This is a genomic window from Mongoliitalea daihaiensis (genome assembly GCF_021596945.1).
Taxonomy (GTDB): Bacteria; Bacteroidota; Bacteroidia; order Cytophagales; family Cyclobacteriaceae; genus Mongoliitalea; species Mongoliitalea daihaiensis.
Genome location: NZ_CP063779.1, coordinates 2,772,617 through 2,793,974 on the forward strand (window position 1 = coordinate 2,772,617; position 21,358 = coordinate 2,793,974).

The 21,358-nt window shown below is 39.3% G+C and carries 15 protein-coding genes; 5 read left to right on the forward strand and 10 right to left on the reverse strand.

Going from position 1 to position 21,358, the window contains the following annotated elements; all coding sequences use genetic code 11:
• Window positions 1-264: 264 nt before the first annotated feature.
• Window positions 265-2,496: a catalase/peroxidase HPI gene (gene katG, locus IPZ59_RS11685; RefSeq protein ID WP_236136227.1), complete on the forward strand. Its 2,232-nt coding sequence runs from the start codon at window positions 265-267 to the stop codon at window positions 2,494-2,496.
• Window positions 2,497-2,934: 438 nt separating this feature from the next.
• Here the strand turns inward: katG and IPZ59_RS11690 are convergent, their stop codons facing one another.
• Complete coding sequence (locus IPZ59_RS11690; RefSeq protein WP_236136228.1) at window positions 2,935-3,357, reverse strand: hypothetical protein; 423 nt, start codon at window positions 3,355-3,357, stop codon at window positions 2,935-2,937.
• Between the two features lie 146 nt (window positions 3,358-3,503).
• Between IPZ59_RS11690 and tcmP the strand changes: the two genes are divergently transcribed.
• Together tcmP and IPZ59_RS11700 are read left to right on the forward strand one after the other, a co-directional pair.
• The gene (tcmP, locus tag IPZ59_RS11695; RefSeq protein WP_236136229.1) at window positions 3,504-4,625 is read left to right on the forward strand and encodes a three-Cys-motif partner protein TcmP; all 1,122 of its coding nucleotides are present in this window, start codon (window positions 3,504-3,506) and stop codon (window positions 4,623-4,625) included.
• A gap of 6 nt (window positions 4,626-4,631) precedes the next feature.
• The gene (locus IPZ59_RS11700) at window positions 4,632-5,360 is read left to right on the forward strand and encodes a DUF5131 family protein (protein ID WP_236136230.1); all 729 of its coding nucleotides are present in this window, start codon (window positions 4,632-4,634) and stop codon (window positions 5,358-5,360) included.
• 3 nt (window positions 5,361-5,363) lie between these two features.
• Here IPZ59_RS11700 and IPZ59_RS11705 read toward each other — a convergent pair whose 3' ends face one another.
• From IPZ59_RS11705 to ligA, 9 genes are all read right to left on the reverse strand, one after another.
• Window positions 5,364-5,807, reverse strand: a complete 444-nt coding sequence (locus IPZ59_RS11705; protein WP_236136231.1) for a hypothetical protein — start codon at window positions 5,805-5,807, stop codon at window positions 5,364-5,366.
• 741 nt (window positions 5,808-6,548) lie between these two features.
• Entirely contained in the window at window positions 6,549-7,418 is an 870-nt protein-coding gene (locus tag IPZ59_RS11710; RefSeq protein ID WP_236136232.1) for a DUF4747 family protein, read from the reverse strand.
• Between the two features lie 39 nt (window positions 7,419-7,457).
• Entirely contained in the window at window positions 7,458-9,206 is a 1,749-nt protein-coding gene (locus tag IPZ59_RS11715) for a restriction endonuclease subunit S (RefSeq protein WP_236136233.1), read from the reverse strand.
• A gap of 3 nt (window positions 9,207-9,209) precedes the next feature.
• Complete coding sequence (locus tag IPZ59_RS11720) at window positions 9,210-10,649, reverse strand: class I SAM-dependent DNA methyltransferase (RefSeq protein ID WP_236136234.1); 1,440 nt, start codon at window positions 10,647-10,649, stop codon at window positions 9,210-9,212.
• 323 nt (window positions 10,650-10,972) lie between these two features.
• Window positions 10,973-11,440, reverse strand: coding sequence for an IS200/IS605 family transposase (tnpA, locus tag IPZ59_RS11725; protein ID WP_236136235.1), 468 nt, complete (start codon window positions 11,438-11,440; stop codon window positions 10,973-10,975).
• A 28-nt stretch (window positions 11,441-11,468) separates the two neighbouring features.
• A complete protein-coding gene (hsdR, locus tag IPZ59_RS11730; protein WP_236136236.1) occupies window positions 11,469-13,856 on the reverse strand; it encodes an EcoAI/FtnUII family type I restriction enzme subunit R in 2,388 nt (795 codons plus the stop codon).
• A 233-nt stretch (window positions 13,857-14,089) separates the two neighbouring features.
• A complete protein-coding gene (gene dapA, locus IPZ59_RS11735; protein WP_236136237.1) occupies window positions 14,090-14,944 on the reverse strand; it encodes a 4-hydroxy-tetrahydrodipicolinate synthase in 855 nt (284 codons plus the stop codon).
• Entirely contained in the window at window positions 14,938-15,450 is a 513-nt protein-coding gene (locus IPZ59_RS11740) for a DUF6913 domain-containing protein (RefSeq protein ID WP_236136238.1), read from the reverse strand. The genes dapA and IPZ59_RS11740 overlap by 7 nt, the downstream gene beginning before the upstream one ends.
• 3 nt (window positions 15,451-15,453) lie before the next feature.
• On the reverse strand, window positions 15,454-17,907 hold the full coding sequence (gene ligA / locus IPZ59_RS11745) for an NAD-dependent DNA ligase LigA (RefSeq protein WP_236136239.1): 2,454 nt from the start codon (window positions 17,905-17,907) through the stop codon (window positions 15,454-15,456).
• Between the two features lie 144 nt (window positions 17,908-18,051).
• Between ligA and IPZ59_RS11750 the strand changes: the two genes are divergently transcribed.
• On the forward strand, window positions 18,052-18,684 hold the full coding sequence (locus IPZ59_RS11750) for a TetR/AcrR family transcriptional regulator (RefSeq protein ID WP_236136240.1): 633 nt from the start codon (window positions 18,052-18,054) through the stop codon (window positions 18,682-18,684).
• A 32-nt stretch (window positions 18,685-18,716) separates the two neighbouring features.
• Window positions 18,717-20,771, forward strand: a complete 2,055-nt coding sequence (metG, locus tag IPZ59_RS11755; protein WP_236136241.1) for a methionine--tRNA ligase — start codon at window positions 18,717-18,719, stop codon at window positions 20,769-20,771.
• The last annotated feature ends 587 nt before the right edge of the window (window positions 20,772-21,358 follow it).

Here is a 21,358-nt window from a genome sequence, read left to right on the forward strand (position 1 = left end):
AGAAGAAATAGCCAGTAAAATTTCATTTGCTAAACCCCCAAGTGGGTTTTTCCCGTAGGATATAGAGTTATCTATGAACGTTTGTTTCAATTCAACTTAAATAATTGGTGAATTTGTTCACTGGTAAAAGTTTATTTGTAAAGCTACAAGCGTCAATGCATAAAAAATCGATTGTTTATAGATTTTATCAATCGTATTTTAATTTGCATACAGAAAAATAATTGTTATTTTAGCAAACATAAACCCTCTATAAACAAAAAAATTATGGATAAACATCACGATCATGCCACTCAAGCAAGTAATGGCGCTGCAGGCAAATGTCCTGTCATGCACGGAGCAAATACCAAAGTAGGAGCGGGCGGTACTATGAATAAAGATTGGTGGCCCAATCAATTGAATCTGAATATTTTGCATCAGCATACGCCGAAGTCTAATCCATTGGGAGAGGATTTTAACTATGCCGAGGAATTCAAAAAAGTAGATTTGCCACAATTGAAAAAAGACTTAGAGGAGGTTTTGACTACTTCTCAGGACTGGTGGCCGGCTGATTATGGTCATTATGGACCCTTTATGATCCGAATGGCCTGGCATGCGGCAGGAACTTATCGTACAGGAGATGGACGTGGAGGTGCCAACACCGGTAATCAGCGATTTGCTCCTTTGAATAGCTGGCCGGATAATGGCAACTTGGATAAGGCTAGAAGATTGCTATGGCCAATCAAGCAGAAATATGGAAATAAGATCTCTTGGGCTGACTTATTTATTTTGGCAGGAAACGTTGCAATTGAGTCTATGGGACTTCCAACGTTTGGTTTCTCTGGAGGTAGAGAAGATATTTTTCAGCCAGAAGAAGATATCTACTGGGGAGCTGAGGATACCTGGTTAGGAAATAAGCGCTACACAGGAGAAAGAAATTTGGAGAATCCATTGGCAGCAGTGCAGATGGGGTTGATCTATGTGAATCCAGAAGGACCTGATGGTAATCCAGACCCACTGGCTTCCGCAAAAGATATCCGTGAGACATTTGCTCGCATGGCAATGAATGATTATGAAACCGTAGCCTTGACCGCAGGTGGCCATACCTTTGGAAAGGCTCATGGTGCAGGAGATGCTGCTTTGGTGGGTGTAGAACCAGAAGGAGCACCGATGGAGCAGATGGGCTTTGGATGGAAGAGTTCTTTTAAGAGTGGGAAGGGTAGAGATGCCATCACTTCAGGCATTGAAGGTGCATGGACGCCTACACCAACTACTTGGGATATGAGCTATTTCGATGTATTGTTTGGCTATGAGTGGGAATTGAGCAAAAGTCCCGCGGGAGCACATCAGTGGGTTCCTAAAAATCTGAAGCCAGAAGATCATGCGCCGGATGCAGAAGATACTTCTTTGAAAGTGGGTATCATGATGACTACTGCGGATATGGCTATGCGTGAGGATCCTTCCTATCGCAAGATCTCTGAGCATTTCCACAAAAATCCAGAAGAATTTGCCGATGCCTTTACTAGGGCTTGGTTTAAATTGACGCATCGAGACATGGGACCAAAAACCCGCTATTTAGGTTCTGAAGTTCCTGCCGAAGATTTGATCTGGCAAGACCCAATTCCTGCGGTAGATTTCGAAGTGATCAATGATGCAGATGTTGCCTCCTTGAAAGCAACTATCCTCGCGTCAGGTCTGACTGTTTCCGAGCTAGTGTACACAGCTTGGTCTGCTGCGTCTACCTTTAGAGGTTCGGACTTAAGAGGTGGTGCGAATGGTGCGCGTATCCGATTAGCACCTCAGAAATTCTGGCAGGTAAATATGCCCGAGCAATTAAGCAAAGTACTGGGAACCTTGGAAAAAGTACAGCAGGAATTCAATGCTGCTCAGGCTGGCAATAAAAAAGTTTCTTTAGCCGATTTGATTGTTTTGGGCGGATGTGCCGCAGTTGAAAAAGCAGCTAAGGATGCTGGTTTTGATGTAACGGTTCCATTTACAGCAGGTAGAAATGATACTACCCAGGAATTGACGGATGTGGAATCTTTTGCAGTATTGAATCCGGAAGCAGATGGCTTTAGAAATTACAGAAAGGCTTCCTTCACAGTTCCTGATGAGGAAATGCTACTAGATAAAGCACAGTTGCTGACCTTAAGTGCACCTGAAATGACTGTCTTGGTCGGTGGTATGCGAGCTTTGGGGGCCAACTACAATGGTTCTACCCATGGAGTATTTACCCATACCCCAGGTCAGTTGACCAATGATTTCTTTGTAAACTTGGTGGATATGGGCATTGCGTGGAATCAGTCCAGCAAAGAAGCCGATACCTTCGAAGGTAGGGATAGAAAGACCGGTCAGGTGAAGTGGACAGGTACCCGAGTAGATTTGGTATTCGGTTCCAACTCACAATTAAGAGCCATCGCCGAAGTCTATGCACAAGACGATTCCAAAGAGAAATTCGTGAAGGATTTCATCAAAGCATGGGATAAAGTGATGAATTTGGATCGATTTGATGTGAAGTGATTCAATGAGAATGATTGATAATGAAAAAAGACGGCTGAAAGGCCGTCTTTTTTATTTTGTATAGATCTCAAGGGGATTAGATGTTTATTTTCCGAAATACGTATTGGGTATGTGCGACCCCGACTGGGGTCGAATGAGGCTAGTTGGGTTGATGTTAGCTATAAACATGTGACCTCTTTGAGGTCGGGTACATATTTCATTCATTTTATGACGCTAATTTTTCGATTTTCTCTTGATCCCAACGGGATCACATGTTTATAGCACGGAATGCGTCTAGGGTATGTGCGACCCCGACTGGGGTCGAATGAGGCTAGTTGGGTTGATGTTAGCTATAAACATGTGACCTCTTTGAGGTCGGGTTTTAGAGCTCAATTAAACAGATTTTAGATTTTTGTTGACCCCATCTAAACTTTCCAATCTGCTTTCTTCTAGTCGCCTCTAATTTAAATACCTCCTAATTCTGTCATTACTCCAACTTCCAGCCTCTTTTAAAAGCACGATTTTTAGATATTGGAGTATATCTTCTTCTATAAACTCAGGGTTTTCATCTTCTTCCTCATCGTAGTAAACCCCATTATCAGTTTGCAGCCAAATTGCAAATTGTTCATGAGTGGTGAGCTTTTTTGTTTCTTCCTTCAAGTGGTTATCTATCATAAATTCATATGCCTCCCAATCAAATGAATACTCCCCTTGGATCTGAACACATATCTCATCCCATGAATTTACCAAACCAGAATCATCTCCAGAGAGGATTATAGTTATTCTTTGTAATTTTTTAATGCTTTTTTTGATAATTCTTGCTGCAATCTCATTCGCAAAAGACAGAATAATCGACTGTTTGTTTAATCTTGTATAATCCATTCCGTTTTTTTGACCATTAAGGTAAATTTAAAAATTATTAACTCTCGTAATCGATGATTATTGATTTTTTAGAAAAAAATAGTTGGAATGATTTTTTACAAACTTTTTCATTAAATTAGCCTTAGTTTAATTTTTCAAAACTTTTTATGAAAGAGTCACAGTCGTCCATGTTTGAGCATTCGGAGGTAAAAGTAAGATTGCTCAATTTGTATATTCAAAAATACCTAAACATCTTGAGCAGGGCAGCAGGCATTGAAAAAGTCCATCTCTACGATTTGTTTTGTGGGGAAGGGATTTATGAAAATGGCGGAGAGGGGAGTCCAATCATTTTTTTGAAGGCCATCAAAGACATCTACTATAGGAATCAAGCTGGCAAGCATAAGATTATCCAAGTGGATTGTGTATTCAACGACCTGGAAACTTGGAAGACAGAAAAAGTCAAATCTATTGTAGAAAGCAAAAAGTTGCATTACCCCATTTTTGGTGATTTGAGATTCCGAAACGTGGATTATGCTGAAGCTGTGCCACGGGTAGTGGCCCAAATGTCCAAATCAAAGAAAGCCAAAGCCTTTGTCTTTATTGACCCCTATGGATATAAAGATGTTAGAGCTTTTCAAATCAGATCAATTTTACAGACCAAAAAAACAGAAGTTTTACTGTTTCTGCCTACACAATTTATGTTTAGGTTTGAGAGAAAAGGGATTCCCACGGCACTACAAGCTTTCATAGAGGATTTGGTTCCGAAAGATAAATGGCCAAATTCTTCTACAGGAATTGATTTCATTGAGAACCTGAAATCAGCCTTTCGAAATTATCTTGGTGATGATTTTTTCGTGGACACATTTATCATCTCAAGAGATTCCAACCAATATTTTTGTCTTTTCTTTTTTACCAGTCACATTTATGGTTTTGATAAAATGCTTGAAGCCAAATGGGAAATTGATTCTGAGCAGGGAAGGGGATGGAGTTATAAGAATCCTGATGCACCAACACTATTTACTCCTTCTAAAGCCGATAAGGTAAATAAGTTAGAGAGTTTCTTTCATTCCTATTTGAAAGAACCGAGAACGAATGGAGAAATTTATCAAGCTACCCTTCATCAGGGATTTAGGCCTACGCATGCGGTAGAAGTTTTGAAGGGGCTTGCTTCTCAGAATAAAATTAGTGTGACATCAAATGACGGACAAAAAGTTAGAAAGGGCTCTTATTACATAAATTATAACGAATTTTACAGAAGACCTAATCAAATATCAATCCAACTAATCTGACCCAAAATGGCACAAACCTCAATCGAATGGACTGAATTGACATGGAATCCTGTCACAGGCTGTACCAAGATCTCAGCAGGATGTAAATTCTGTTATGCAGAAGTCATGACCAAGCGACTTAAAGCCATGGGAGTAGAAAAGTATAAGGATGGATTTAAGAAGGTGAGGATTCATGAAGATGCCTTGGGCATCCCATATACTTGGAAAAAATCAAAGGTGGTGTTTGTGAACTCAATGTCTGACTTGTTTCACAAAGATGTACCTTTGGAATTTATTCAGAAAGTGTTTCAAGTTATGAAAGATAATGGACAACATGTTTTCCAAGTTCTCACCAAGCGGGCTGATCGTCTTGCTGAAATCAGTCATCTTTTACCTTGGTCACACAATATCTGGATGGGTGTTTCTGTCGAAGACGAAAGAGTTCTCGACAGAATAGACTTTCTCCGTCAAACGGGTGCTAGAGTAAAATTCCTATCCTGCGAACCCTTGATTGGTGCACTATCAAATATGAACCTAAACGGTATCGACTGGGTCATAGTCGGAGGGGAAAGTGGACACAAAGCAAGACCTATGAATCCAGATTGGGTATTGGATATTCAGGAGCAATGCCAAACAGCTAAAGTTGCTTTCTTCTTCAAACAATGGGGAGGGAAGAACAAGAAAAAAGCTGGTAGAGAACTTAATGGGCAGACTTATGATGAAATGCCTTATGTGGAGTTGGAGAAGTATATTTAGGATTTAAATATCAAGTCTAAAGTTACCTTTTTTAACTCTTTTTAGAAGTTTTTGGTTGAAATGATCAAGCCCTAATTCATCTCTCATTTGATTGATTAGTGACTCAAAATTATCAATCTGCAATTTCAGGTGAGATTCAAGTTCACCCTCTATTTTTTGCTTGTTTGTCAAAGTATTGACATTTATTTCACCATATAATGTATCTACTTTAGATAGAATTTCTTCAATAAATTTATTTGAAAAACAAGCTGATTTCTTTGCAATCTCATTTCTGCTATTATCGATTTCTGAATCAATTTGAAGTGATAGTTCATTCAGTTCTACAAGATTTCCAATTGGCTTATTGGAGAACTCAAGTGAATTGATTTTTTCAATGGACTTCTGTAAAATGGAAATCACTTTTTGAAACTCCCCGATAATGGCCTCATAAGCATCCAGCTTTTTCAAATATAGTTGGTTCTGAAGGTCAATATTTCTGCCACGGAAATAGGCTAAACCTGATATGACTAATGCCAAGCTTGATATAATGATTGATATTTGGTTGTCCATAACAAATACTAATTCACAATGAGATATAAAGTGTATTGAGTTTTAAACTATTCATTTTTCTTAGAAAGTTTTTCAATGATAGAAACAAAATTAATTAATTGCCCATAATTAAAGAGATTAAGTAGAGTTCTAGGTATCAATAAAATAGAATAGAAAAAGAGAAATGAGAACAAGAACAAAACTACGTGGTTAAAAATATTCGAAATTAGTGGTTCGCAGAAAATAGACTTCAATTCGAGCGTTATTGTAAAATCTACTAAAATTAATATAATTAGAAATATAGATTGAATGATAATGGCCCATGAAATAATAGCTAATACCTTTTGAAAAGTAGATATCCCTAGGTTCATATTATCATTAAATTCCGAGGTGTCATTATCAATTAGACGTGAAATAGGGTTTGAATTCGAAACCGAAATTATGATTCCAAAAGAAGCAAATGCTAATCCAAGTATGGAAGGAATTATTTTATATCCAGAATTTATCAAGAATTTAAAAATGTCGAATAATTCAACCCTAATAGTTAGTAGCAAAATAAATATTGAGATTACAATTGAAAACCAAAAAGGCTTACTCTTTCTAATTATTTTTATATCGTAAATAAAAAGCAGGGTTTTAAAATCCCCACTGTGAAGTTCTTTAATCGGCTTTTTCATTTCTAAATTTAAAAAGATTTTTTATCGCTTCTATTGCAAATACTAATGGAGAAGTGTTATTCGTTAGTTCAATTTGGAAAATTTGTGGGTGTTTTAAAGTGTTTAGTTTCTGTTTTTTGCCAGATCGATCAGTGTAACTAACTTGAGCAAAACCATTTTCAGTTGCTAAACCTAATGAACCATTTACCAAATCACCATTTAGATCTATTTCAGAATTGCCACTGCTTTTTCCAGTAATTTCTAAATCACCAAATCCAGATTCTCTAATAAGCCTATCCATTAAATCTTCAGATTCCTTTTTGAAATCATCATTTGTAAAAGTCAGTTTTATAAATACTTTGGAGATTTTTTTTGCCTTTTCTAAGACCTCTAAACTATCTTTATCTTGTTGAATTATAATATCAAGATGTTCACCTTCTTTTTCCAGAAAATTGTTGAAGAATATTTGAAAGAATTCCTTAATTATATTTGGACTAAAATTTGATTTTGCCTGAACTACTACTCTGTGATGATCAGGAGTATATGCAAAATAGACTTCTTTTAAGCCAGGTACTGCCCCTTTTGGTATATGAACATCAACTAATTCCGCTGTCTCTCTATCCTTCCATTCCAATCCTTCAACATTAATATTTCTGGAAATTATTCCATAGACAACATCTTTTCCATCTACGCTACTTGTGAAAACATTTCTAAAATACATAATTGTATTTGCACGCATTTGTACACCCTTCCTAGAATACTCTGTTTCAAGAATAATTTTCCTGAAAGTTTCTCCACCTTTTCTTTTATTTGATTTCAAATTTAAATTGAATGTGTAAAATGATGATTTGTAGCTTTTTTCTTTCTTTTCCATACAGTGTTTTTAAATTGGTTAATAGTTGTATAATTATAATTATCTCTCCACTACCCCCCTCAAACAACTCTGCATCCATTCTTCTTCCGTAGTTTGATGGGTATCTATTTCTTGTTCTAGTTTATCGCAGAGTGCCATTAATGCATTGACTTTTTCTACAATGGCTTTTTGTTCATCTAGTGGTGGTAATGGGATTAATATATTTTTTAGTTCCTTTACCCCAACCATATTTGGTTGAGCCATTCCCTGAGCCTTTTGCCAAATTAGTTCTTGGATATATTTGGATCTAAAAAGCTTTAGAAAATATTCAGCTAAAATTAAATCTCGGTTTAGAGTTAATTTTAGTAAAGCTTGGTTTATAATTCCAGTAACGGTTCCTTTTGGCAAATAGACTATTCTACCTAGTGTTGCACCAGAACAGCTAATAAGAAAATCTCCAGCCTTGGCCGTAAATCCTTTCATAGATTCATATTTCTCTTCTGTGATAAAATATCTCATCCAATGTGGGTCATCATTTATTGGATTGTATTGTTCAAAGACTCTTATGCCAATTTCAACAAAATCATCTTTTCTTAAAGAGCTACCAAACGGTCCTCTTTTCATAGGGTAATTCACACATCCTAAAAGGTCAACCCATCTACACCAAACCCACCCCTCAGGCAATTCATAAGGTATCTCCTCCTCCGAAATCTCAGGAAGTGGCTTTTCTTTTTTGATTTTTTTCTCCTTGATCAGTTGCTCTTTCTCTGCCTTGATTTTTTCAAGTAGGGTAGATGCGTGTTCGATTGGTAATCCCTGAGTTTGTCGATGGGTACGCCAATCTCGTGTCAACTTCCCCTGAACAGCCAATTGCAATATGCCTTCTCGGAGTTTTTTGATGTTTTCCTTTTCGGTAAAAAAGGTACCGAAATGCTGCTGTAAAAATATCCACTGACTAGCGGTATCCTGTTCTGCTGCTTGGGTCAACTGATTCAAGGTAGAAGTCACAAAATCTGACTTCAACTGAATCCGCTCTTTTGTCAATTCTTCCAATTGCTCCACTTCTGCAAACAATTGATTGACTACTTCTACAATGGCTTTTTGTTCTTCGAGGGGTGGGATTGGAATCAGACCAACAAGAAGATTAGCATCGTTAATTGCTGGATATGCTACACCTTTCATGCAGCTTTCAACATACTCAATAAAAAAGTATGATCGTAAAACATGATACAAGTAAATCTCGGAGCATCCTAGAACAGGATTAAGAATTGCAAAAGCTGTACTTGCGATAGCTTTGTAAGAAAACTCTCTGTCCACAACTGCAATATTCAAAAGATAAGGTCGAACAGTAGAATAAATTACACACCCCTTCTCTACAATTTTTCTTGCTCTTGAGGGAGCGTCACTTGGCGAAAGAATATTTAGCTCATTTTTTATAACCCCAAATTGATTATCAATAGACGCTACGTCAATATATTCAAATTCTTTATCTGGAGTTTTCTGTCCAAAATTATGGGTATAATTACCTAGTCTGCTCCATGCCCAGCTTTCGGGTAGATTAAAAGGAATTTCTTCTTTAGATATTTTAGGATATATTTTATCCTTCTTAATCTTATTTTCCCTTATAAGTCTTTCTTTCTCTTTATTAATTCTTTCCAATAAAATCGAAGCAGATTCCACATCTACATTCTCCTCCCTCCATTGCCTAGTCAATTTCCCTTGCACTGCCAATTGCAAAATCAACCCTTTTAGCTCTTCCGCATTTTTGGGATGCAGGGTCAGTTCTTTAAAATGTTCTAATAACTGCATGGCTTAGCGTAAGGCTTCTGTTAAGACTTTGATAATCTCGTCTTGAATGTTTGAGATCTTCTTTTCTGTTGCTTGATATTTCTTCAGCAGGATTTCAGGGCTTTCCAAGTCGTCGGCTACCTGATGTGGGTTTTTGATATCCAGGTTGTAGCCTCGGTTTTTGATCTCTTCAGCGGAAACCTTCCAGGCATATTGGCTATAAGCTTCATTTTCCCGATCACTCCACCAAGCTTTTTCCAAATCAAATTCCTTGATATGGATTGGTTTGCCTTTGTTGTAGCTCTTCACTCCATCTGGATAGGGATGATCAAAGTACCAGATGTCTTTGGTCTGTTGCCCTTTTTCAAAGAAGAGCAAATTGGTTTTGATCCCTGTGTAGGGGTTGAACACGCCATTGGGCAGACGCACGATGGTGTGCAGGTTGCAGCGTTCCATTAGTTCTTCTTTGATGCGGGTTTTGACACCTTCACCAAAGAGCGTCCCATCTGGCAAGACCACGGCGCATCTTCCGCCATCTTTCAGCAAGCGGATAATCAAGGCCAAGAATAGATCGGCTGTTTCCTTGGTTCGGAACTTCTGGGGGAAATTGGTTTCCGTCCCATCTTCTTCCACTCCGCCAAAAGGAGGGTTGGTCAAAATGATATCTACCTTATCTCTTGCACCCCAGTCTGCATAAGGTTTGCTGAGGAGATTATCTCTCCGCACCGCAGGCACATCAAAGCCATGCAGCATCAGGTTAGTCGTGCAGAGCAAATGGGGTAGGGGCTTCTTTTCTATTCCACGGATGGTGGCTTGCAGGTCACGCTCGTCTTGGTCGTTTTGTACCAATTTCTTCTTATGGTCTATGGTGCAAGTAAGGAATCCTCCCGTACCAGAAGCCGGATCGAGAACGGTTTCCTTGAGTTGGGGATTGATGATATCCACCATAAACTGTGTCACCGCCCGAGGGGTGTAATATTCACCTGATGAACCAGCGGATTGCAGTTCTTTTAGAATCGTTTCGTAGAGGTCATTGAACAAATGACGGTCTTTGGAACTGTTGAAATCGATGCGGTTGATTTGATTGATCACCTGACGGAAGAGCGTTCCGTTTTTCATATAGTTGTAGGTGTCCTCAAATACAGATCGGATGATCTTGGCCTGAGGACTGATGCTGAAATCCAGTTCTTTCAAGGCTGGAAACAACTCATTGTTGACAAAGTCCATCAATGCATCGCCGGTCAGGCCTTCTTCATTGGCTGCCCAGTTTTGCCATTTGAATTGGTCAGGAATGGGGCTTTGATAGCCTTCGATGGTGATTTCCCATTCTTCTTCCTTATCTGCAAAAATCTTCATAAAGAGCATCCAGACCATTTGCGAGATGCGTTGTGCATCCCCATCTACTCCTGTGTCCTTCCGCATGATGTCGCGGATGCCTTTGATATTGGTGGTAATTGTGGTCATTTTCTGTTTTAAATTTTTTGTATTTACCCCTAAGGGAATTTTAAATGTACCTTTTTGGAGAAATGTCTTTAACATTTCGATTTTGATCCCGAATGGGATCATATGTTTATAGCAACATTCCCTACGATGATTAATGGTTCGACCCCGAAGGGGTCGAATGGATCATGGGAGGATCTATTTCTATAAACATGTGACCTCTTCGAGGTCAAAATATCGTTGGTTATTTATCCATTTCTATAAACATGTGACCTCTTCGAGGTCGGGATATCGATTATCATTTTTACATTTTTATAAACATGTGACCTTTTCAAGGTCAAATCTACCTAATCCTCTTCCTCTATCCATTTAAATAAATACGCTGAATTATAATCAACTTCAAATTTTTTCAAGAAATCAATGTATTCTTCTTTGAATGTTTTTTTCTTATGATGTTCTTTTTGATTTTGAATATATGCAATCACATGATTCAATGAAGATTGAGAATAGGAGAAAGCACCAAAGCCTTCTTGCCATTCAAATTTTGATCTGATAAATCTCTTTTCATTTACAAATGCATTCGACGCCTTTTTTACTTCTCGAACCAAATCCGATAAGCAACACGACGGTTTCATACCTATTAAAATATGAACATGGTCCGGCATTCCATTAATTGCAATTAATTTTTGTCCCTTATTTGTGATTATTCCTGTGATGTATTTATACAATTCTTCCTCCCAAGTCTGAGAGATTAAACTATACCGTCCTTTAACGGCTATTACTATTTGAATATAAATCTGTGAATATGTGCTCATCTTCCTAGCTAAATATTTAAGGACTTCATTAAGCTATCTGATAAATTTCCTTTTCCAATTCCTTGATTGCATTTTCAAAATCCTTCCCATTCCCAAAAGCTCTCACTAACTCCACAGGTGAGCCTAATTTATTGAGCGGCTGAACTTTGAGGATAGAGCCTTGTTCGATAGTTGTGATCCCTTCTTGTTCATATTTATCCAAAAGTGCGTTGAGCACCGCCTGAGCTTTATCACCGTACTTGGCAAAGTAATTTCTTTTGCGCACTTGTTCTGCTCTTTCCTTTCGCGTCAAGGCAGGTTGGTCAAAAGCAATATGACAGATCAGGTCAAAATCATCCATTTCTTTGCCTACTTCCTCCCGAAGTGCTTCCAATAAAATCCCCTGTTCGGCTAATTCGGCAAGCAAAACTTCTTTTTTGTTTGCTGCTGTCCAGCGCTGAATGAATACGTCCAGAGAGCTGAAGTTTTGATCTATGTTTTTGCGAGTATAATCTTTCAAAGACTCTGTGATCAATCGTCCATCCGCTCCAAAATATTGAATACGTTGATTGATGACAGAAACCTCTACATCGTTGACATAGTATTTCTTAGGTTCAAAATCTGGGTCAGGTTCGTGAATAAGGATGTCTGGAGGATTTGTTCCAAACTCAGGAGGTTCGGGTTCTCCAAATATATTATCAGACTCATTGTTTTCTTCATCATATTCAGGATAGGCTGGAGGTACCGGTGAATCATCAATTCCAGGTTCGTAAATCTGAACAGGATCTCCATCGAATTCCGGATCAGCAAATAGATTGGTAGCTTTTCTGAAATCCATAATCGTAAAATAGAGCTTTCCTTCGGCTTCTCTGATCCTTGTACCTCTGCCTACGATCTGTTTGAATTCTGTCATGGAAGCAATATTTGCTTCAAGTACTATCAGCTTCACCATCTTGGTGTCAATACCAGTAGTTAGCATTTTTGAAGTGGTTGCGATTACAGGGAATCGCTCTTCCACATCTGTAAAATTGTCCAACTCCCTTTTGCCTACTTCATCATCTCCAGTGATCTTGACAACATAATGCGGGTGTTTTGAGACTAGGTCAGCATTGGCGTTTATCAATGCCTGTCGCATGCGTTGTGCATGTTCTATGTCTATACAAAAGACAATAGTTTTGGCAAACCGATCGGTGGCTTTCAAAAATTCGGTAATTTTTTCTGCAATTAGCTGAGTCCTTTGATCGATGACCATATTCCGGTCATAGTCTTTCAGGTTATAGATACGGTCTTTGATTTCATGGCCATATTTATCTAACATCCCCGCACTAGGCCGCCAGCCTTCATCTAGGTTGGTTGTGATCCTGACAACTTTATAAGGTGCCAAAAATCCATCCATAATTCCCTGTTTGAGGGAATACGTGTATACAGGTTCCCCATAATAATCCATATTGGAGATGTCCTTGGTTTCTTTTGGAGTGGCTGTCATACCTATTTGGGTAGCCCCTTCAAAATATTCTAAAACCTCTCGCCAAGCAGAAGCTTCGGAAGCCGATCCTCTGTGACACTCATCGACTACAATTAGGTCAAAAAAGTCTCTACTGAATTCCTTATAAGCATTTTTTTCCTCCTCGTTACTTGTCAGTCCTTGATAGAGGGCAAAATAAATTTGGTATGATTTATCAATTTTTCGATTCTTTATGATATGCATGATATCATTTCCGAAAGGGGAGAAGTCGCCGTTTTTTGTTTGTGTAAGAAGGGCATTTCTGTCTGCTAGAAATAGAATCCGCTTTTTGATGCCAGCTTTCCACAAGCGCCAGATTAAGTTGAAGGCAGTAAAAGTTTTCCCCGTTCCAGTTGCCATAACTAATAGGACTCTATTTTGCCCACGGGCAATGGCTTCCATAGCTCGATTGACTGCATTTGCTTGGTAATAGCGAAGATTCATACCCGAATCATCAGTGTAGTAATCTTGCTCTACTATCTTTCTTGCTTCAGTGCTTTCAAGATTTCGATGCTTGAGATATTTCTCCCATAATCGTTCAGGAGAAGGGAATTCATCCAAGCTGATTTCTTTTTCTCGTACCTCCTCGTTGGTTTTATCATGAAAAACAAAAGAGTCCCCATTGGAGGTAAATACAAATGGGAGTTGGAGTATTTCAGCATATTCTAAGGCTTGTTGCATGCCTGTACCTACGCTATGTTTGTTATCTTTTGCTTCAATGATGGCTATAGGATTATCTTTTTTATAGTACAAGATATAATCGGCACGTTTTCTTACTCCTCTTGTATGAAGAGAGCCTTGTACGATGATTCTTCCATCAGTGAAAAATACTTCTTCACGGATTTGCTTCTGAATATCCCATCCAGCCTTCACTATGGCAGGTGTGATAAATTTTGTGCAGATATCCCGCTCAGTTAACCGTTTTTTATCCATGGAAAAAATAAAAATGTCTTGACTTCTTAAAGATATTAGTTAACTGCCTAAAAGAAAACTATTCGTTTTAAATTTTTGATGTTCCTAAATTGATGGACACAGTTTTCTTCAATGGTGAAAAATAACTTGTTTCAGTTCATGTTTATGAATTGTTATAAAAAAAAGGCCTTGGTTTATTCGCCAAAGCCCTTTATTTAACTAGTCATTGTCAACAAAAGTATTTCAATTTTTCATCAAATCAACTCCCCCTTAATCCTCTCTTTCAAGGACTCCGAAGCTCTCAATAATGGCAATCTTACCTGATCGCCGCAAAGTCCTAAAATGGCCATCAAGGCCTTCACACCAACTGGGTTGGCTTCTTCGTACATCAATGGATTGATGTCAAGCATTTGGAAGGCAGCGTCGTTGGCTTCTTCCAAGGTGCCGTGGGCGATGGTTTTGAATAGGGCAGGATAGGCGTTGGCCAATACGGATATTACGCCTGCACCTCCCATCAAACGCATAGCTGGTGTCAAGATATCGTCACCGGAAATCAACAAGAAGTCTTTAGGCATCTTGGAAGCAATGCGCATGCACTGGGACATGTCACTGCTCGCCTCTTTCATTCCAATGATATTGGGGTGAGCAGCTAATTTTATGGTAGTGCTCCAACTCAAATTGGACATAGTTCTACCCGGTACATTGTATAAAATCACCGGAACTGGACTTTCATCTGCAATAGCGGTATAATGGGCAATGATACCTGCCTGCGTGGGCTTATTGTAGTAAGGACTTACCGAAAGAATTGCTGAAATTCCTTCAAAATCAATGCCTTTCAGATCTTCCAACACTGCTTGTGTATTGTTTCCACCGCATCCGTAGACTAAAGGAACTCTGCCAGCATTGCTTACTTTAACTGCTTTGAGCACTTCCTTTTTTTCTTCTTTGGTAAGAGTAACGCTTTCTCCAGTAGTTCCTAACACTACCAAATAGTCTACGCCTCCATCAATCACATGATTGACCACTCGATCTAATCCCGTGAAATCTATGCTATAATCCTCGTTGAAAGGGGTGATAAGGGCCACACCTGTGCCTCTTAATGTTAACATGCGCGTTTTATTTTTAATAAATATTCTATCAATAAATTTAAATTTCCCGAAAGATCGCTGCTTGCATCATAGGCTAGCATCAGATCAAAATAGGGTTTGTTTTGGGAGGAATAGAAGCCAATAGCAAAGCTGTCTTTCTTTGTCAGCAACAAATATCGTAAATAGGGATTCAGTTTGGCAGATGAAACTAAGATAAAATCCAATTGTTCATCCATAAAATTATTCAGACGGTCAGAAGGCAACCCTGACCATGTGAAGTGTTTATGAGAAAAGGCCTCGATCTGAGTAGAATTTTCTTCACTATAATGATAGGCGATGATTCGAACTTTGAGCCCCCATTCTTTGCGGATCAATATTTTGGCTTCTTCCAATGCATCGAAGTTTTCCGCTAGTATCCCAATGGTTTTGATTTCAGTTGGTACTGTAATTCCTCTTTGATGAAGGTCTACTTTCTTCAATAGCTGTTTCAATCGCCAGTTGACAAGAAGGTCTTTTATCCACTTCATACCTTAGGATTTACCGACCATCTTCATGAATTCCTCTTCTGAAATCATTTTTACACCCAATTTTTCAGCTTTTTCCTTTTTACTAGGCCCCATGTCTTCACCTTCAATAATAAAATCCAAACTTTTTGACACTGCCTTAACATAGGTGCCGCCATTTGATTCTATAAAATCTATAATTTCATCCCGTTTGAAATGGTTCAATTTACCGGATGCCAAAATCTTCATTCCTTCCAATTGATTGCTATCCAAAACACGCACTTCTTCTTGCATGTCTAAACTGAGTCCATGTCCACGTAAGCGCTCAATGATGGTCAAGTTTTCTTGTTCTCCGAAAAACTCTTGAATACTTTGCACCAAGGTTTCTCCTACACCATTGACAGCCAATAGGGCTTCCGCTGAGGCAGTTTTTAAAGCATCTATGCTCTTGAATTCCTTAGCTAAAATCTGAGCTGTATTTTCTCCGATATTTCGTATCCCCAAGGCAAAGAGAACCTTAGGAAATCCCTGTTGTTTTGATTTTTCAATCCCTTCCATCATGTTGGAAATTACTCCTTCCTGAAAGGTATTGGCTTTGAGTTTTTTGATTCGGTCTTCCACTTCGGAAGGTAAGTCGAGATTGAGTTCAAGTAAAACCGCATGAACGGTTGAACAATGTGCACTTACTCGTAACAACTCTTCCAAACTCACCCGCGATCCCAACAAAACTTTCAAAACCGCACTCACAGGAACATATTCTTCCAAAGTAGGAAGTGCAGCATAATGAATATGATCTTTGAGCAAAAGTAAGTTTCCGGTATTTTGAGCAACCTTTTTATTGCTTTTGCGGATAAATAACTCAAAGGATTTGAGCGTTTCCTCCAAACTCTTTTCCTGTTCTTCGGCTAGGAATTTTTGGATAGCACTGAGGGATATTCCTTCTGTTAACGCAAAAAAGGCTTTCAACAAAGAAATGTATAAGTACCCTTCCTCCGTTTTCTGATATTGATCCTGAGACATTTCCAGACCGAGTAATCGGTCTTTTTGTGTTTCCAGTTCATACAGGTCGGCGTAGTTTTTAATATATCCTTGATCAATAAGCGTTTTGATGCGTTCTGTGCCCAAAGAATCAATGTCCATGGCGCGCTTATGCAGGAAGTGTTCGATTCGTCCCAAAATCTGTGGAGGACATCCGGCATGATTAGGACAGTAATGCTTTGCTTCCCCTTCTTTTCGGGTCAGTTCGGTGTGACATTCTGGGCAATGTTGAATATAGGCGATTGGTTTCGCATCGGTTTTCCGTTTTTCAGAAATGACGGTAGTTATTTTAGGGATGATTTCACCGCCTTTTTCAATGGACACCCAATCTCCTTCGTGTAAACCTAAGCGTTCGATTTCATTGGCATTGTGTAAGGAGGCGCGTTTTACCGTTGTTCCTGCTAAGTGCACAGGTGCCAAATTAGCTACAGGTGTAATTGCTCCTGTTCTGCCAACCTGATAGGTAATGGATAGTAATTGACTGATGGCAGATTCTGCTTGGTATTTATAAGCAATGGCCCAACGAGGAATCTTTGCTGTGAAGCCTAATTCCTCCCGTTGATCGTAATTATTAACTTTTAAAACTACCCCATCAGTGTCCAAAGGCAATTCAAAACGCTTTTCTTGCCACTCGTTGATGTAGGATAATACATCTTGAACACTCAAACATTTGGCATAAGTAGGGGAGACATTGAAACCCCACTGTTCCAGTTGGTGAATAGCTTTATCGTGTTCTTCAACCCCAATTTCCTCTCCCAACAATTGATAAAAGTAACAATTGAGTCTTCGCTTGGCCACGATACTGCTGTCTTGCATTTTGACAGTTCCCGAGGCTGCATTTCTTGGGTTTGCCAAGAGTGCCTCTCCGTTAGCTTCGCGCTCGGCATTGATTTTGTCAAATTCCTTTCGAGGCAAAAAGATCTCTCCTCGTACTTCAAATTTTTCAGGAACCTTGTCACCTTTGATGTGTAAAGGGATGTTTCGGATGGTTTTGATATTCTCGGTGACCACATCCCCTTTGGTACCATCTCCCCGGGTTACCGCACGGATAAGCCTTCCATTTTCATATACTAAACTGATTGCAACTCCATCGAATTTCAATTCGCAGAAATACTCATAGTTTCGATGCCCCAATCCCTTGGCTACTCGCTCATCAAAAGCTAGTAGTTCCTCTGGAGAGTAGGTGTTACCCAAAGATAGCATGCGATACTCGTGTTCCACAGTTTCAAATTCCTTGGTAATCGTACCACCTACCCGTTGGGAAGGGCTGTCAGCATCCAAAAATTCAGGGAACTGCGTCTCCAAAGTAATCAGTTCCTGCAACAACTGATCAAACTCGAAATCTGATATTTCGCTTCGGTCTTCGTTGTAATAAAGCTGATTATGATAATTGATCTGATTGCTAAGTTCGGATATACGGAGTTGAGCCTCTTGTGAAGTCATACGTTGGTGATCGTTAATGTATGCAGTAAACTCCAAAAATAGCGTGAAGGATTTCAACGGCCAAAGATTTCTCCACAACGATCAAATAAAATCATACCATAGAAATCAAGCTCATTTCTTATATTTGCCCACTTCCCAGATACCATGAGTAAAAAGACCGAAATAGAGTCCAAAATATTAGAAGTTGCGTACAAGTTGTTTTTGAAGCAGGGGTACAAAAATACTACCATGGATGATATCGCGCAGGAGTTGTCCATGAGTAAAAAGACCCTTTATAAATACTTTCCCGGCAAACTAGAGCTGCTGGCAGCCTCTTTTGATATTTTAAAAACCAGGTTGTCTCTTAAAGTAGAGACCTTATTGGATAACAAATACATTCCATTTACAGGGAAACTTAAATCCTTGCTCACTACGGTGGCAGCAGATTTGGCCCCGATTAATCCGGAATTACTTGATGATTTGCGGGAACATGCGACGGAAATATGGGCTGAATTACAAACCTACATCCGCGAGTCTGCTTTTCTTCGTTTTCAAAAATTGATTCAAGAGGGCGTAAGTCAGGGGTTTATACTTCCCCATATAAATATTAGTTTAGTGGTTTGCCTTTATGCGGCAGCCATTCAAAGTCTGATCGACAGTCATTTTTTGGAGCAGTTTCCGGCCGAAATGCAAAAGCAAATGAATATCAGCACAGCTGACAAATACGATCAAGCCATACAAATTATTTTCCAAGGGATTCTCACAGATGAAGCCCGGAAGGAATTTCAATCGACCTAAGGGTCTTTCAGCATCACTATTACAATTGCAAGATGAAAACATTTAAACGATATACCATTACCTCTGCTTTACCTTACGCCAATGGACCCTTGCATATTGGGCACTTGGCAGGGTGTTACATTCCCTCGGATATTTATGCACGCTATCTTCGTTTACGAGAGCGGAATGTGGCCTATATCTGTGGTTCGGATGAACATGGGGTGGCTATTACGATTAAGGCAAAAAAAGAAGGTATCAGTCCTCAGGATGTAGTCGACCGCTATCATGAAATGATGAAAAAGAGTTTTCAGGAGTTTGGAATAAGTTTTGATCATTACTCCCGAACATCTGCACCGATTCATCATGAGACAGCTTCAGAGTTTTTCAAAGATTTGTATGAGAAAGGGGAGTTTTTGGAGCAAATTACGCAGCAGTATTACGATGAAGAGGCAGGTCAGTTTTTGGCAGATCGCTACATCGAAGGAACTTGTCCTAAGTGTGGCTACGAACATGCCTACGGAGATCAGTGTGAGAAATGTGGATCTTCTTTGAGTCCAACTGATTTGTTGAATCCTAAATCTAAATTATCAGGCAGCAGCCCGGTGATGAAGGATACCAAGCATTGGTTTTTGGATTTGGCCCGTTATACCGATTTCTTGAAAAACTGGATTTTGGAAGAACATCAAGGAGATTGGAAAAACAATGTTTTGGGTCAGTGTCGTTCTTGGTTGGAAGCAGGAGATGGTTTACAGGCGCGTTCTATGACTCGAGATATGGACTGGGGGATTCCTGTTCCCGTTGAAGGTGCCGAAGGTAAAGTATTGTATGTTTGGTTTGATGCACCGATTGGCTACATCTCATCCACCAAAGAATGGGCAGCTGAACACGGAAAAGATTGGGAACCCTACTGGAAAGATCAGGATACCAAATTGGTGCATTTTATCGGCAAAGACAATATTGTATTCCACTGCATCATTTTTCCTGCCATTTTGAAAACACATGGGGGATACGTATTGCCTGATAATGTGCCTGCGAATGAATTCTTGAATTTGGAAGGTGATAAAATTTCTACTTCCAGAAACTGGGCCGTATGGTTGCATGAATACTTGGAAGAATTCCCAGGAAAACAGGATGTGCTTCGTTATGTATTGACCGCTAATGCCCCAGAAACCAAGGATAATGACTTTACTTGGAAGGACTTTCAAGGAAGAAATAACTCTGAGTTGGTGGCCATCTTCGGCAATTTTGTCAACCGTGCAGTCGTATTGACCCATAAGTTTTTTGACGGGAAAGTTCCTGCTTTGGGTAAACTGGAAGCGGTGGACAGAGATGTCTTGGAAGAAATGGCCGGATTCCCTGATCGGATTGCGGATTCGATTGAGCGTTATAGATTCCGTGAGGCTTTGTCTTTGGTGATGGATTTTGCTAGGATGGGTAATAAGTACTTGGCTGAAACCGAACCTTGGAAATCGATCAAAACCGATCCAGAGAGAACAGCCACGGTCTTGAATATTGCCTTGAATATTGCTGCGAACTTAGCTGTGGTGGCCGAACCTTTCTTGCCATTTACGGCGAAAAAGATATATGACATGTTTGAGTTGAATGGACTGACTTGGAAAGATGCAGGAAAGTCTGATTTGTTGTTGGAAGGAAATGTGTTGAATCAAGCAGCCTTGTTGTTTGAGAAAATTGAGGATCAAACAGTAGAGCAGCAAGTCAATAAATTATTAGATACCAAGAAGAAGAATGCTATGGAAACAGCGCCTGCAGCACCGATGAAGGAGTTGATTACCTATGACGATTTTGTAAAATTAGATATGCGGGTGGTGAAAGTGCTGACTGCTGAGCCTATGCCAAAATCCAAAAAATTATTAAAATTGACGGTAGATACAGGACTTGGGCAGCGCACAGTACTGAGTGGTGTTGCTGAGCATTTCAAACCAGAAGATTTGGTAGGCAAGCAGGTGGTGATGTTGATCAACTTGGCGCCTCGAAAGATGATGGGGATTGATTCCGAGGGGATGATCTTGATGGCGGAAGACAAGGATGGTAGTTTGAAGTTATTGCAGCCACATGAAGGTGTTGCGCCTGGGTCCACGATTTCATAAATTACTGAAAGGATGAAGGAGGATAGGGGAAACCCGTCCTCCTTTTTTTTGTAGGCCCACGAATGGCACTATTTATACGAACTCAATCTAAAATCTACCCTGTAAAATCTAAAATGAAAAGGTCCACGAATGGCACTAATTACACGAAGGGTGTCATAGGAGTTTGATTTTAAATAGCTGGCTTTTGCTTTTAATTAATTGCCTATGCTACAAATTTTAGCTCGCTAGCTCGCGATTCCACTAATATTTTGTCATAATTTCCTTTGGTTTCGGTGCTTTCTGCGAGAGACAGAAAAAAGTCCACGAATGGCACTAATTACACGAAGGGTTTTTATGGGAGTTTGGTTTTAAATAGTTGGCTTTTGCTTTTAATTGATTGCCTATGTCTATGAATTTTAGCTCGCTGGCTCGAGATTTCACTAATTTTCTGTTATCATTTTTCTATGCTTTCGGTGCTTTCTGCGAGAGACAGAAAAAAGTCCACAAATGGCATGAATAAATACGAGTTTAAATTTAAAATCTACCTTCTAAAATCTAAAGTAGAAAGGTCCACAGATTACGCAGATTTTCACAGATAGAGGTAAATT

Coding starts and splice junctions, on each gene's coding strand:
- katG (WP_236136227.1), top strand. CDS start 265: ATGGATAAACATCACGATCATGCCACTCAAGCAAGTAATGGCGCTGCA.
- IPZ59_RS11690 (WP_236136228.1), bottom strand. CDS start 3,357: ATGGATTATACAAGATTAAACAAACAGTCGATTATTCTGTCTTTTGCG.
- tcmP (WP_236136229.1), top strand. CDS start 3,504: ATGAAAGAGTCACAGTCGTCCATGTTTGAGCATTCGGAGGTAAAAGTA.
- IPZ59_RS11700 (WP_236136230.1), top strand. CDS start 4,632: ATGGCACAAACCTCAATCGAATGGACTGAATTGACATGGAATCCTGTC.
- IPZ59_RS11710 (WP_236136232.1), bottom strand. CDS start 7,418: ATGGAAAAGAAAGAAAAAAGCTACAAATCATCATTTTACACATTCAAT.
- IPZ59_RS11715 (WP_236136233.1), bottom strand. CDS start 9,206: ATGCAGTTATTAGAACATTTTAAAGAACTGACCCTGCATCCCAAAAAT.
- IPZ59_RS11720 (WP_236136234.1), bottom strand. CDS start 10,649: ATGACCACAATTACCACCAATATCAAAGGCATCCGCGACATCATGCGG.
- tnpA (WP_236136235.1), bottom strand. CDS start 11,440: ATGAGCACATATTCACAGATTTATATTCAAATAGTAATAGCCGTTAAA.
- hsdR (WP_236136236.1), bottom strand. CDS start 13,856: ATGGATAAAAAACGGTTAACTGAGCGGGATATCTGCACAAAATTTATC.
- dapA (WP_236136237.1), bottom strand. CDS start 14,944: ATGTTAACATTAAGAGGCACAGGTGTGGCCCTTATCACCCCTTTCAAC.
- IPZ59_RS11740 (WP_236136238.1), bottom strand. CDS start 15,450: ATGAAGTGGATAAAAGACCTTCTTGTCAACTGGCGATTGAAACAGCTA.
- ligA (WP_236136239.1), bottom strand. CDS start 17,907: ATGACTTCACAAGAGGCTCAACTCCGTATATCCGAACTTAGCAATCAG.
- IPZ59_RS11750 (WP_236136240.1), top strand. CDS start 18,052: ATGAGTAAAAAGACCGAAATAGAGTCCAAAATATTAGAAGTTGCGTAC.
- metG (WP_236136241.1), top strand. CDS start 18,717: ATGAAAACATTTAAACGATATACCATTACCTCTGCTTTACCTTACGCC.